Source organism: Pseudomonas syringae CC1557 (assembly GCF_000452705.1).
In the GTDB taxonomy this organism is placed as follows: Bacteria; Pseudomonadota; Gammaproteobacteria; order Pseudomonadales; family Pseudomonadaceae; genus Aquipseudomonas; species Aquipseudomonas syringae_F.
This window is the reverse complement of record NZ_CP007014.1, coordinates 2,854,670-2,867,123: the sequence shown is the minus strand read 5'-3', so window position 1 is coordinate 2,867,123 and position 12,454 is coordinate 2,854,670. Positions and strand designations below refer to the sequence as shown.

Sequence of the window (12,454 nt, the reverse complement as noted above, 5' to 3'; positions counted from 1 at the left end):
AGCGTCACGGCTGCACGCTCTTACGCTGCGGCGACAGCGCTGACCAACCGGAACAGGCCCCCTGACTGCCACGCAACCGGCCAAGCAGCTGGTCGCAGGCAATCTGTGCGATGCCGGGCGCAAACTTGAAACCCAACCCCGACATGCCCGCAGCCAGATACACCGGGCTCTGCTCATCGCAGAAGCCCAACAACGGACGGCCATCGACGCTATAGCTGTCGAAACCCGGCAGCACGTCCAGCACACGGGCATTTGTTGCTGAACCGCACAGCTGGTTGATGCGCTTGCAGGCATCTTCGGCATGCCGCGCATCGGGCTGCGCCAGATCCTCCGGCCAAAGGGCGCTGTCGCGCAGCCCGCAGCCGGCCTGCACGATGTTGCGGGTCAGCGGTATGGCATAGCTCTGGGTGACGGCATCAATGATCGGCATCGACCAATCGCTGTCAGTCATCACCCGTGCCAGCGGGATCGAACGTACGTCCAGCTCAGCCTGCGGCAGCAGATGCCGGGTCCAGGCTCCCGCCGCGACCACCACGGCCCTGCAACGCAGCTTCGCGTCACCCAGTTCGATGTCCACCCGGCCGCTTGCGCGGCGCTCGACTGCCTTGATGTCGCGGTGTTCCAGCAACAAACCTTGCTGGCGCACCACTTGGCACAGCGCCGAGACGGCCAGCCGCACATTACCGACACAAGCGTTCGGTTCGAACAGGTTGACTCTTGCTTCGTCTGCGCACCGCGGGTAGCAACCGCCGTTGAGTTCGTGACTGGCTAACAGACGCATCGGATAACGCGGGCTGGCATGCTGCTCAATAGCGTTGCACAGCGTCTCCAGCTGATCGGCAGCGGCACGGTAAATGACCCCGGTGCGCCGCAATGCGCTGGCGTAGGTGGTGGCAAAGACGCCCTCTCGCATCCGGTCGATGGACAAGGCGGCCAGCTCCATCAACAGCGGATCAGTGTCGTATAGCCGCACCAGCCCGCCGGAATAGCTGCTGGCCCCCAGGCTTGCGGCACAGCCCTTGTCTACAAGCGCCACAGACACACCCGCGCTGCACAGTTTCGCCGCGATGCTGGCACCGGTTATCCCGGCGCCAATCACCGCAATCTCATAATCGAGGAACATGGTGGTGGATCCCTTCAGATGGAGTATTCAGCGGCCGAGCCGTTCATGAGCGCGGCGTTGACCCGGTTTTCGGGCAGCCCGAACGCGGTAACGATGCGCGCTGACATGTCCGGGATCAGCGCCTTGCCCGCTAGGGCAATGAACGCGGCCAAATGACTGACCGGACGGTCTTCGGCGAGCCGCGTGCGGGTGATGGCAATCACATCCAGCAGCACCTGAGCCAGGCCTTTCATGGAGAACTGCGCAGGTTCGGCAGCCCTGCTCCACTGCAAGCGCAGCGCCTCAAGCAGCCCGGCATCCGCCCCGCAGATCCCGCTCCACCAACTGTGATCGTGGTTTTTCCCGGCCTCCAGCAAGGCAGGGAAAAACTCCTCGAACAGGTCTTTTCGCCATTGTTTAAAGTGTTGCAGGCGGAAATCGCCTTCAGTTTCTTCGGGCGCGATACTGGCCAGGTACAAGCGCGCACTGTCGGCACAGGCTTCGCGTGCCAGGTCGCCGACCCAGATCGCGTGATTACGGCTGGTGGACAGGTTCAGGCCATCAAGTTTGAGAAACTGATTGGGGATGAAACGCTGCTGGACCTTGATGTCACGCAGCGCCGACAGTTGCGCCGGGTAGACCACGGCGTGACTGAACACACAGTCGAAGCCGAGAAAATGCACCAGCGTGCCCTGCCCCGACTGCCAATACTGGCGAAACAGCTCCGGACGTCCAACCTTGTCAGCGTATTCACGAAACGCTGCCATGTAACCGGCCAGCCCCATGAACCAGGTGTGTACGCGGCATGAGCCGTCGGCGTGCAGGTCGAGACCTCCGTCACCCGGACGCGTCACGCCCCAGTCATGCAAGTGCTCCAGCGTGTCACGTAGCCAGCCATCGAGAGGCTTGCGCCACTGACGCCCCAATAGCCGTTCGCTCAGCTGGGGTTTGAAGGCCGCCAGCTTGAGAAAGGCGCGATGAGCGGTTTTCCAGTGCGACGGCTGTTTGCAGAGCTTGCAGTGCAGCCCGGTCATCAGCTCGGCATCCGGGGCCTGGGCGCAGTTTTCGCATTGACTGGCGTCAGACTCGGCACCGCAGTAATTGCACTGCCCCCGGGCGAACGCCTCGTAACCCCAGACCTCGCAGCCAGGGCAGTAAGGTTCGCTGGCGTCGCGAAATTCGATCAAACCTGCGTCGCGCAGCGTATTGAAGACTTCAGCGACCGCCTCGGCGAACCATGGATTGTTGTAGGGGCGCATCCAGTGATCAGGCTGGATATTGATCGCCGCGAGCGAAGCCTCGATGCGGTCCGAGTTGCGATTGGCCAGCGTCACCGGGTCGACGTCCAGCTCCCGCCCCTTGCGCAGCATGTAAGACTGGTAGTCATCCGAGTAGGACACCAGCACACAGTCGTGGCCACGCTGACGCTGAACGCGGGTAAATACGTCAGCCGCCAGAAACGGCCCGGCGATATGGCCGATATGCAGATCGCCGTTCGGGGTCGGCGGCGTGATCGTGACAATGAACTTAGTCATCGAGGCACCCCGTGGTCTCGCTGTGCTGCGCGACAAAGGCGTTGACGTAGTTCATGTCCCACCACACCACGTAAAAGTGGAAGTCATCGGCAGAATCGTTAATGACGTAATGGTGGGTGTGCTTCGGAATCGCGGCGATATCGCCTACGTTGAAATCCATCTGCCTGTCACCCACCACAAGCCGGGCGCTGCCCTTGATGGCAATGAAGATTTCCTGGTCGACCTGCGTGTGCGTTTCGCTGCGTGTGCCAGGGCGAACCACGCACCAGCCGCCCGCAAATGGCATTGGGTAGCCGTCCCACGGCAGCAGGCGGCTGCCATCGAGCCCGTATTCTGGCACCAGCGCATCAAAGGCGGTTTTACGGTGTATATCGAACTTTTCCATGCTCTTTTCCGTACGTTTCCAAGTGCGGCAAAGCATGAAATTGTTACTGGATGCTGGCTATCTGATTGGCGGGTACGTCAGGGGCGAGAAATCGAATTTGCGGATGGCTGTCGATAACACCAGGCTTGCTATCTTTTTTGCTAATGGCTGGTATCAATAACGCTAATAATTGAATCGAGGGTGGTGATGTTACCGTTGGCGGCGATGAAACGAACACTTCTCCCGGCCCTGCGAATCCGCGTCGCAAGGCCGTTGAATCTCTGCTCTGCTTCATCACTCCTTTGGTTAGATCTTTAAGCCACCTCACGTTGCGTGAGGTGGCTTTTTTTTGCTCGGCTGTCAGGCTGCTTACAGATCAAACCCGTCCACAACGTTGCGACGTTCATTTTCGCTGCGCATGTCGTAGCTGGCGGTGGTCGAGATATGCGTGTGATGAGCCAGCTTCTGGGCAATCGACAAATCGTATTCTTCGATCACCCGGGTGATGAACGAGCGACGAAAGTCGTGAGGCATGATGTTGACCCCGACCTCACGGCCACGCTGCTTGGCGATGAAATAGATAGCGTGTTTGGTGATTCGCTCGCGGGTGATGTGGCTGCCCCGCCGAATGCGGTTGAACAGAAACGGGTCATCGCCCTGCCCCGGTTGCAGGCACGAGCGGCGCAATTCCAGCCAGTCATTCAACGCCTTGAACGCCCATTCCGGGGCGTATTTGATCAACTGTTTATTGCCTTTGCCCAGCACCCGCAGGCTGCGCTCGGCAAAATCGATCTGTGACAGGTCGAGGTTCACCGACTCGGACTTGCGCATGCCTGATCCATACAAAATGGCGATGATTGCAGCATCTCGCCGCCCTTGAGGCCGCGGGTCCGCCGCGCAGGCTTGCATCAGTTCACGTATCAGGGTGCGGCGAATATTGCGCCCTTTGGCCAGCCGCGTGCCGCTGACCGGCTTGATCGAACGGATTTTCAACAGCTGGTCATGAGTGATCAGGTCGTGCCGCCAAGCCTCGTTCATCACACCGCGAATGGCGTTTACGTACAACGAGGTGGTGTTGGGTGCGTAGTCGTCTTCACGCAGCGTCGCGACCAGCGCAGTGACGTGGCCCGGCTGCAAAGTGTGCCAGGGGATGTCATGGATATCGACATCGGCCATACCCAGTCGGTCGGCGGCATCCTGTAGCACGTAGGTCATGGTCAAGCGGCTTGAGGGAGCAAGACGGTCAAGATAGAGCCGCAGCGGCTTGTTGACATCCGGCAGTGAAAACGGGCTGACGACGGGGGCGGACGGGGCGGTGTGAGGGTCTTCCGGCATGTGCAACTACGCCTTTTCTGGTGCAAGCGCAGGCGAGCGGCTCCCGCACTTCTGATTCATGTTCAAGACAGCTGTATTCAAGCACCTGACTTTAGCACGGCCCTGAGAGCAATCCTCGGTAACATCCTGACGCTTGAACAAAACCTCGCCTGGGGTAGGCTTTTCGCCGATATTCAAACCCCAGGTCGAACAGGTCTCTTCATTGTGTCTCTTGCCACCCCACTCCCTGAACGTCGCCGGGCGTCGGCCGGTTTCTGGTTGCTGGCCCTCCAGCTCAGTCAATGCAGCGAAGCGCAACGACTGGCGAACATTCAGGCCGGTTTTGCACCTGGCTGGGTCCGCGCGATGCGTGACGCCTTCACGATGGGGCCCAGGCAAATGGAAAGTCTGTTCAACCTTTCGACTTCGACGCTGGAACGTCGCCAGCGTCAGCAGCAGTCACTGGATGCAATTGCATCAGAGCGTCTGGACCGCGTGGCGATGGTCGCCAGTCATGCCCTGCGCGTGTTTGAGACGCCCGAGCGTGCCGGACACTGGATGATCACCTTGAATGTAGCGCTCGGCGGACGCACTCCACTGCAAGCCTGTGAAACCGGGATCGGCACGGCTCAGGCGCATCGAGCTTTGGCCACGCTTGAAAGTGCCTGAGCGGGACCGACTCACCGCGCGTTATCCACCACCACTCGCCCACGCACCTGACCAGCAATCAGTTGTGGAGCGATGTCGATCACCTCACTCAAACCCACTTCACGGCTGATCAGCGGCAGCAGCGCCGGGTCCAGGTCGGCCGCCAGTCTGGACCAGGCTTCCAGTCGATCGGCGCGTGGCCGATTGACGCTGTCGATGCCAGCGAGGGTAACGCCGCGCAGGATGAAGGGCGCGACCGAACCCGGAAACTCCATGCCTTGCGCCAGACCACAGGCCGCCACCACACCGCGATAACGAATCCCGGCGCAGACATTGGCCAGCGTGTGACTGCCCACCGAGTCAATCGCCGCCGCCCATTGCTCCTTGGCCAACGGTCGCCCTGGCTGCGACAGGGTTTCACGATCAATAACCTGCGATGCGCCGAGCGTTTGCAGGTACTCGCTCTCCGAAACACGCCCGGTGGAAGCGATCACTCGATAGCCCAGCCTGGCGAGAATGGCGATGGCAAAACTGCCCACGCCGCCATTGGCACCGGTCACCAACACCTCGCCATGCTCCGGCGTCAGGCCATGCTTTTCCAGCGCGATCACGCTGAGCATGGCCGTATAACCCGCAGTGCCAATGGCCATGGCCTGCGCGGGAGTAAAGGTTTCCGGCAGCGGGATCAGCCATGCGCTTTGCAAACGGGCCTTCTGCGCCAGACCGCCCCAGTGACGTTCGCCGACACCCCAGCCATTCAGAAGAACTGTGTCGCCAACCTTGAACACGTCGGTTTCACTGGCTTCCACTGTGCCTGCCAGGTCAATACCCGGCACCATTGGAAAACTGCGCACAATCGGGCTCTGACCGGTGATCGCCAGTGCATCCTTGTAATTGAGCGTGCTGTGCGACACACGCACGGTCACATCGCCGTGCGGCAGTTGGGCCTCGTCGATATCGGTCAGGTTGACTCGATACCCTGCTTCGTCCTTGTCGATCAAAATGCCTTTGAACATGTGCGCCTCCAATTTAGACCGATCGTCTTTAATAAGCCCCGAGAAATTGTGTGCTGAACGATCATTGAGGTAGACCGCGAAGGTAACCGGCGATGAATGTGTTCAACGGAACATCGCTTTTCACCAGCCGGGCGCGTAACACTGCCCCTTCCCAGCCAATCCAGAAAAAAGCTGCCAGCTCGTCGCAATCAGCATCTCGGGACAGCTCGCCACTTTCCTGAGCAGCGCGAAGGCAACAGGCAAGCTTCGCTTGCCAATCGAGCAGGATCTGCTCCAGACGCTCACGGAATCCGTCCGGCAACAGGCAGATTTCCTGCCCCAGATTGCCGACCATGCAACCGCGTCGGTAATCATGGCGCGCCATGCCGCCTTTCGCGCTCTGTACAAAACCGACCAGCCGCTCCAGTGGCGACAGCGACTCGTCCAGCAGCAAGCGTTCGAGGCGTTGCGCGAAATAGCGGGCATATTCATCCAGCACCGCCCTGCCGAACGCTTCTTTGCTGGCGAAGTAGTGATAGAACGACCCCTTGGGTATGCCGACTTCCTTGAGGATGTAATCCAGCCCGGTCGCCGAAAAGCCCTGCTCGGTGAGCACTTCCAGACCGCGACGCAAAAGCGCCTCACGGGTCTCAAGGTTGTCACGGTCCACTTTGGGTGGCCGGCCGGGTCGTCTGGCTTTGAGGGGTAATTCAGTCATGCGGGCAATATTAGACTGATCGTCTTTAATGTCAATCGACCCTTGCGGTTGCCAAATCGTCCTGCCTCACGCTCAATGGCTTTTTGCACATCGCAATAAACACGGAGACAGGCATGAGCCGCTGGCCGGATACCCGCATTCTAGAGTTGTTCAACATAGAACTGCCCATTCTCCAGGCCCCCATGGCGGGTGCAACCGGCTCAGCCATGGCGATTGCCGTCGCCAGGGCCGGTGGACTGGCGGCGTTGCCGTGCGCCATGCTGACGCCGGACCAGATCCATGAGGAAGTGGCGACCTTTCGGCAGCACAGTCACAACGCCCCGCTGAACCTGAATTTCTTCTGCCATCAACCGCCGGCTCACGACGCTGTCCGCGCTGAACGCTGGAAGCAGGCACTCAAACCTTATTACGACGAACTGGGCGCTGACTTCGACGCACCCACACCGGTTTCCAACCGTGCGCCCTTCGACAGCGACAGTTGCGCACTGGTCGAGAACTTCCGGCCTGAAGTGGTGAGTTTTCACTTTGGCCTGCCTGAGCAAGCCCTGCTGGATCGGGTCAGAGCGACCGGCGCGAAAATAATCTCGTCGGCCACCACTGTCGAGGAGGCCGTCTGGCTGGAGCAGCATGGATGCGATGCGGTGATTGCCATGGGCTACGAAGCAGGCGGCCATCGCGGCCTGTTTCTCAGTGATCAACTGCACACCCAGGTCGGCACTTTCGCGCTGGTGCCGCAGATCGCCGATACCATACATATTCCGGTTATTGCAGCAGGCGGTATCGCCGACGGGCGCGGTGTCGCGGCGGCGTTTATTCTGGGAGCGTCGGCCGTGCAGCCCGGCACAGCTTACCTGTTCTGCCCGGAAGCAAACGTCAGTGCCCTTCACAGGCAGGCACTGCAACACGCGACGGACAGCCAGACCGCGCTGACCAATATCTTCACGGGGCGCCCGGCACGCGGCATCGTCAACCGCATCATGCGTGAAATCGGCCCGGTCAGCCCCCTCGCGCCGACCTTCCCTCTAGCCGGCGGGGCCTTGATGCCATTGCGTGCAATCGCGGAAAAACAGGGCAGCGGCGACTTCACAAACCTCTGGGCTGGCCAGTCGGTCGGGATCAAACATCGACGGGGCGCCACTGAGTTAACACGCCAAATGGCTGAAAACGCGCTGAAAATCCTCAGTGGCGGCTGAAAGATCGCTTTCGGAACAAGGCACAATCGCTATATATTTAAATATATAGCGATTCGCCTCCTTCACATGGCGTGCGTTCTCATTCATCACGGAGCTGTTTCATGCAATCAACCACGCTGCGCGCCACACTGAAGTTCTCGGCACTTGCCCTCACCGCCTTCGTAACCAGCTCCGCTTTCGCCGATGAAGTACAGGTTGCCGTAGCCGCTAACTTCACCGCACCGATTCAGGCCATTGCCAAAGACTTCGAGAAAGACACAGGCCACACGCTGGTCGCCGCGTTCGGTGCCACTGGCCAGATCTACACACAGATCAAGAACGGAGCGCCATTCGAAGTGTTCCTCTCAGCCGACGACACAACGCCCGCCAAGCTTGAGCAGGAAGGCGATACCGTGAAGGGCTCGCGCTTCACCTACGCCGTTGGAACACTGGCGTTGTGGTCAGCCAAAGAGGGCTACGTCGACAACAAGGGTGACGTGCTCAAGGCCAATCAGTATCAGCATCTGTCCATCGCCAATCCCAAGACCGCGCCTTACGGCCTGGCGGCCACTCAGGTGCTGGGCAAACTGGGGCTGACCGAGGCCACCAAAGCGAAGATTGTCGAAGGTCAGAGCATTACCCAGGCTTATCAGTTTGTTTCCACCGGCAATGCCGAGCTGGGTTTTGTCGCGCTGTCGCAGGTCTACAAGGACGGCAAGCTGACCAGCGGATCGGCCTGGATCGTGCCGGACTCGCTGCATGACCCGATCAAGCAAGATGCTGTGATTCTCACCAAGGGTAAGGACAACGCTGCCGCCAAGGCGCTGGTCGAGTATCTGAAAGGCCCGAAAGCTGCGGCGATCATCAAGTCCTTCGGATACCAGCTGTAAATGCCGCTGGGGAGTGCCGACATCGCGGCGATCTGGCTGACGCTGAAACTGGCGTCACTGACCACTGTCATCCTGCTGATCATCGGCACGCCCATCGCCTTGTGGCTGGCGCGCACCGACTCGTGGCTCAAGGGGCCGGTCGGTGCAATCGTCGCCCTGCCCCTGGTGCTGCCGCCCACCGTGATCGGCTTCTACCTGCTGTTGCTGCTCGGCCCCAATGGCCCGATTGGCCAACTGACCCAGAGTCTTGGCCTGGGAACGCTGACCTTCAGCTTCACCGGCCTGGTGATCGGTTCGGTGCTGTACTCGATGCCCTTCGTGGTGCAACCGCTGCAAAACGCGTTCGCGGCGATTGGAACCCGCCCTCTGGAAGTGGCGGCCACCTTGCGAGCCGGGCCTTGGGACACGTTTTTCAGCGTGATTCTGCCGCTGGCGAAACCCGGCTTTATCACCGGCGCGATTCTGGGCTTTGCTCATACCGTCGGCGAGTTCGGCGTGGTGCTGATGATCGGCGGCAACATTCCCGAGAAAACCCGCGTGGTTTCGGTGCAGATCTTCGATCACGTCGAGTCCATGGAGTACCTGCAGGCGCACTGGCTGGCCGGTGCGATGCTGCTGTTTTCATTTGTGGTTCTGTTGGCGCTCTATTCCAGCGGCAAATCCAAAGCGGGATGGAGTTGACTCATGGCCTCGCCGATTGAAGTGCGCCTGGAAATGGCCTACCCCGATTTCACCGTCAGTACCGATCTGACCCTACCAGGCTCGGGCATCACCGCGCTGTTCGGGCCGTCCGGCTCGGGAAAAACCACCTGCCTGCGCTGTATCGCAGGCCTGGAGAAAGCTCAACAAGGCTTTATTCGCGTTCACGATGAAGTCTGGCAGGACAGCGACAACGGCATCTTCCTGCCGCCGCACAAGCGCGCTATTGGCTACGTGTTTCAAGAAGCCAGCCTGTTCGCGCACCTGTCGGTGCGGGCAAACCTTGAATTCGGGATGAACCGCATTCCGCGCCAACAGCGCAGCATCAAGCTCAAGCAGGCGACCGAACTGCTCGGTATCGACCACCTGCTGGAGCGGCGCCCGGACAAGCTGTCAGGCGGAGAACGCCAGCGGGCCGGAATTGCACGCGCCCTGCTGACCAGTCCACGCCTGATGCTCCTTGATGAGCCGCTGGCAGCGCTGGACGCCAGACGCAAAAGCGAAATCCTGCCGTACCTGGAGCGCCTGCACCGCGAGCTGGAAATCCCCATGCTGTATGTCAGCCACGCCCAGGACGAAGTCGCACGCTTGGCCGACCATCTTGTACTGCTTGAAGAAGGCAAGGTGCTTGCCAGTGGTCCCATTCAGGAAACCCTGGCGCGACTCGACTTGCCGCTGGCCATGGGCGACGACGCGGGCGTGGTCATCGAAGGCCTGGTCAGTGCCTATGACCGCGATTACCACTTGCTGAGCGTCACCCTGCCCGGCAGCGAACTGTGCATGCGCGTCACCCATGCCGAAATGCCATCAGGCACCCTGTTGCGCATCAAGGTGCAGGCCCGCGACGTCAGCCTGAACCTGCAACCCGAAGACCAGAGCAGCATTATCAATCGACTGCCGGTCACCGTGCTTGAAGAGATGCCCGCCGACAACGCAGCACATGTTCTGGTGAAACTGGACGCAGGCGGCACGCCCCTGCTGGCACGCATCACCCGCTATTCACGAGACCAATTGAGGCTGCACCGGGATCAGCAACTGTGGGCGCAAATCAAGGCAGTTGCCGTACTGGCATAGCCATGGCCTGGCGCTGCATGGAAATAAACGGCACCACGGTAAAACGTCGCGGTCAGTGTTTTTAACTGCCTTCGGAATTTAGCCATGCCTGACTCGACTGCCCTCAGCCAGCCCGCCAGTGACCTGCATTACGTAGACGACACTCAGCCGGGCCTTACGCGCAAAATACTGCGCGGCAAATTCGCCTACTTCGACACCCAGGGCCAGCGCATCAAGGACGAGTCAGAAATCAAGCGCATCAACGCCCTCGCGGTGCCGCCCGCCTACACCGACGTGTGGATCTGCGCCGACCCGATGGGGCATTTGCAGGCCACCGGACGTGACGCTCGCGGTCGCAAACAGTACCGCTACCACCCGCGCTGGCGCGAGATTCGCGATCAGGATAAATACTCGCGAATGATCGACTTCGGCCACGCCTTGCCCAAGGTGCGCAAGCAGATCGAAGCACAACTCGCCCAGCCGGGCATGGGCCGGGAAAAAGTCATGGCCACGGTCGTTTCGCTGCTGGACGCGACGCTGATCCGCATCGGCAATAGCCAGTACGCCAAGGAAAACCGTTCCTATGGCCTGACCACGCTGCACAACAAACACGTCGAGGTCAAAGGCGGCCAGATCCTCTTCGAGTTTCGCGGCAAAAGCGGCGTTGAGCACAAGGTCAGCGTAAAAGACCGCAAACTGGCCGCTGTGATCAAACGCTGCATGGAACTGCCGGGGCAGAATCTTTTTCAGTACCTGGACGAAGATGGCGTGCGCCACGCCGTGACCTCATCGGACATCAACGCCTACCTGCAAAGCCTCACCGGCGCCGACTTCACCGCCAAGGACTACCGCACCTGGGCTGCCAGCGCACTAGCACTGGCCACCCTGCAAAAGCTGCACTGGGAACCGGAAGCCGACGCCAAAAGACACATCGTCGACATGGTCAAGGCGGTGTCCAAACAACTGGGCAACACCCCCGCCATCTGCCGCAAATGCTACATCCACCCGGCCGTGCTGGAAGGCTTTCTGCTAGGGAATTTGGCCAAGCTTCCGCGCTCCAGGCAGCGCAAAGGGCTACGCCTGGAAGAAGTGGCACTGGCCAGCTACCTGCGAATATTGGCGGACAAGGTGGGCGTAGTAGCGAAAGAAGGCAAATCCTGAGCACTATCGGGTACGCAGTTCAGACGTTGAGGCAGTGATTATGTGTAGCTTCATGATTTGCCAAGCATTTCTGTCAGGCAGGAAAGCGATATCTCGAGGCATTTGAGGTGCTTTCATGCTTGCTTCATAGGGGCCGGGTGTATATATTCCCTGCCTTGGCGCTACCGCCCCGATGGCGAAATTGGTAGACGCAAGGGACTTAAAATCCCTCGTCCTTTGGACGTGCCGGTTCGACCCCGGCTCGGGGCACCATTTAAAATCAAGGGGTTACGTGGCTTTAGTCACATCCCCCTTGAGCTTCATGCTCCGCAATAATTAATGCTGCACCGCAATTCGTCGTAAAACCTATCCTCCGGCGTCCTGCCGACGAACACCACTCCCCAAACCTGAAGTACTCGACTACTGTATGCCTATACAGCAATTGAGAAACACTCATCATGAACATCGACTACGCCGAAGACTGGCCGTTCTGCCCCACGGAGGAGCAGATGCTCAAGCAACACGCGCACCTAGTATCGGAAGAAAATAGGCTGTTGCGCGATGAGGTAGACCGATATCGCAAGCACGTCACGAAGCTCGTCGACATGCACAACGATGCAGCGCTCGAGCGTGACAAGCTCAGGATCAAGCTAAAAGCTGCTGATAGCCGGATATCGGATCTACTTCGTGACTCTTGTGATTCCTGGGGGAAGATCGACTCACTAAAGCGCATTTTGCATCAGCACCGAACGTTGCTTCTCGACGCGGGCGTAAGCTCCGAGAACTGGGCTGGGCAAGGCAATGTTTAGGCGTCATGCCTGAGG

General features: G+C 59.7%; 13 protein-coding genes and 1 tRNA gene. 8 read left to right on the top strand and 6 right to left on the bottom strand.

From position 1 onward, the window contains the following. Window positions 1-4: 4 nt before the first annotated feature. From N018_RS13170 to N018_RS13155, 4 genes are all read right to left on the bottom strand, one after another. A complete protein-coding gene (locus N018_RS13170; RefSeq protein WP_025389909.1) occupies window positions 5-1,123 on the bottom strand; it encodes an NAD(P)/FAD-dependent oxidoreductase in 1,119 nt (372 codons plus the stop codon). Window positions 1,124-1,137: 14 nt separating this feature from the next. After that, window positions 1,138-2,637 carry a methionine--tRNA ligase gene (locus N018_RS13165; protein ID WP_025389908.1) on the bottom strand — a complete coding sequence of 500 codons (1,500 nt, stop codon included), beginning with the start codon at window positions 2,635-2,637 and terminating at the stop codon, window positions 1,138-1,140. After that, window positions 2,630-3,022 (bottom strand): cupin domain-containing protein, encoded by a 393-nt coding sequence (locus tag N018_RS13160; RefSeq protein ID WP_025389907.1) that lies wholly within the window; start codon window positions 3,020-3,022, stop codon window positions 2,630-2,632. The genes N018_RS13165 and N018_RS13160 overlap by 8 nt, the downstream gene beginning before the upstream one ends. A 348-nt stretch (window positions 3,023-3,370) precedes the next feature. Continuing rightward, window positions 3,371-4,336 carry a site-specific integrase gene (locus N018_RS13155; RefSeq protein WP_024645866.1) on the bottom strand — a complete coding sequence of 322 codons (966 nt, stop codon included), beginning with the start codon at window positions 4,334-4,336 and terminating at the stop codon, window positions 3,371-3,373. A 204-nt stretch (window positions 4,337-4,540) separates the two neighbouring features. On the opposite strand from N018_RS13155, the gene N018_RS13150 reads away from it, so the two are divergent. After that, window positions 4,541-4,984: an antitoxin Xre-like helix-turn-helix domain-containing protein gene (locus N018_RS13150; protein ID WP_025389906.1), complete on the top strand. Its 444-nt coding sequence runs from the start codon at window positions 4,541-4,543 to the stop codon at window positions 4,982-4,984. Between the two features lie 11 nt (window positions 4,985-4,995). Here the strand turns inward: N018_RS13150 and acuI are convergent, their stop codons facing one another. Both acuI and acuR read right to left on the bottom strand, forming a co-directional pair. After that, window positions 4,996-5,979, bottom strand: a complete 984-nt coding sequence (gene acuI, locus N018_RS13145; protein ID WP_025389905.1) for an acrylyl-CoA reductase (NADPH) — start codon at window positions 5,977-5,979, stop codon at window positions 4,996-4,998. A 61-nt stretch (window positions 5,980-6,040) separates the two neighbouring features. Further along, window positions 6,041-6,676: an acrylate utilization transcriptional regulator AcuR gene (gene acuR / locus N018_RS13140; RefSeq protein WP_038401261.1), complete on the bottom strand. Its 636-nt coding sequence runs from the start codon at window positions 6,674-6,676 to the stop codon at window positions 6,041-6,043. 113 nt (window positions 6,677-6,789) lie between these two features. Here acuR and N018_RS13135 point away from each other — a divergent pair, with 113 nt between their 5' ends. The 7 genes from N018_RS13135 to N018_RS13105 all read left to right on the top strand — a co-directional run bounded on the left by N018_RS13135 (window position 6,790) and on the right by N018_RS13105 (window position 12,439). Then, on the top strand, window positions 6,790-7,869 hold the full coding sequence (locus N018_RS13135) for an NAD(P)H-dependent flavin oxidoreductase (RefSeq protein WP_025389903.1): 1,080 nt from the start codon (window positions 6,790-6,792) through the stop codon (window positions 7,867-7,869). Window positions 7,870-7,970: 101 nt separating this feature from the next. Then, window positions 7,971-8,738: a molybdate ABC transporter substrate-binding protein gene (gene modA, locus N018_RS13130; RefSeq protein WP_025389902.1), complete on the top strand. Its 768-nt coding sequence runs from the start codon at window positions 7,971-7,973 to the stop codon at window positions 8,736-8,738. Beyond that, a complete protein-coding gene (gene modB, locus N018_RS13125) occupies window positions 8,739-9,419 on the top strand; it encodes a molybdate ABC transporter permease subunit (protein ID WP_024645860.1) in 681 nt (226 codons plus the stop codon). It abuts the gene before it with no gap. Between the two features lie 3 nt (window positions 9,420-9,422). Further along, entirely contained in the window at window positions 9,423-10,511 is a 1,089-nt protein-coding gene (gene modC / locus N018_RS13120) for a molybdenum ABC transporter ATP-binding protein (RefSeq protein ID WP_025389901.1), read from the top strand. Between the two features lie 84 nt (window positions 10,512-10,595). Beyond that, window positions 10,596-11,651: a DNA topoisomerase IB gene (locus tag N018_RS13115; protein ID WP_025389900.1), complete on the top strand. Its 1,056-nt coding sequence runs from the start codon at window positions 10,596-10,598 to the stop codon at window positions 11,649-11,651. 166 nt (window positions 11,652-11,817) lie between these two features. Next, a tRNA-Leu gene (locus N018_RS13110) sits at window positions 11,818-11,903 on the top strand. 185 nt (window positions 11,904-12,088) lie between these two features. Then, window positions 12,089-12,439: a hypothetical protein gene (locus tag N018_RS13105; protein WP_025389899.1), complete on the top strand. Its 351-nt coding sequence runs from the start codon at window positions 12,089-12,091 to the stop codon at window positions 12,437-12,439. Window positions 12,440-12,454: the final 15 nt, after the last annotated feature.

Coding starts and splice junctions, on each gene's coding strand:
- N018_RS13170 (WP_025389909.1), bottom strand. CDS start 1,123: ATGTTCCTCGATTATGAGATTGCGGTGATTGGCGCCGGGATAACCGGT.
- N018_RS13165 (WP_025389908.1), bottom strand. CDS start 2,637: ATGACTAAGTTCATTGTCACGATCACGCCGCCGACCCCGAACGGCGAT.
- N018_RS13160 (WP_025389907.1), bottom strand. CDS start 3,022: ATGGAAAAGTTCGATATACACCGTAAAACCGCCTTTGATGCGCTGGTG.
- N018_RS13155 (WP_024645866.1), bottom strand. CDS start 4,336: ATGCCGGAAGACCCTCACACCGCCCCGTCCGCCCCCGTCGTCAGCCCG.
- acuI (WP_025389905.1), bottom strand. CDS start 5,979: ATGTTCAAAGGCATTTTGATCGACAAGGACGAAGCAGGGTATCGAGTC.
- acuR (WP_038401261.1), bottom strand. CDS start 6,676: ATGACTGAATTACCCCTCAAAGCCAGACGACCCGGCCGGCCACCCAAA.
- N018_RS13135 (WP_025389903.1), top strand. CDS start 6,790: ATGAGCCGCTGGCCGGATACCCGCATTCTAGAGTTGTTCAACATAGAA.
- modA (WP_025389902.1), top strand. CDS start 7,971: ATGCAATCAACCACGCTGCGCGCCACACTGAAGTTCTCGGCACTTGCC.
- modB (WP_024645860.1), top strand. CDS start 8,739: ATGCCGCTGGGGAGTGCCGACATCGCGGCGATCTGGCTGACGCTGAAA.
- modC (WP_025389901.1), top strand. CDS start 9,423: ATGGCCTCGCCGATTGAAGTGCGCCTGGAAATGGCCTACCCCGATTTC.
- N018_RS13115 (WP_025389900.1), top strand. CDS start 10,596: ATGCCTGACTCGACTGCCCTCAGCCAGCCCGCCAGTGACCTGCATTAC.
- N018_RS13105 (WP_025389899.1), top strand. CDS start 12,089: ATGAACATCGACTACGCCGAAGACTGGCCGTTCTGCCCCACGGAGGAG.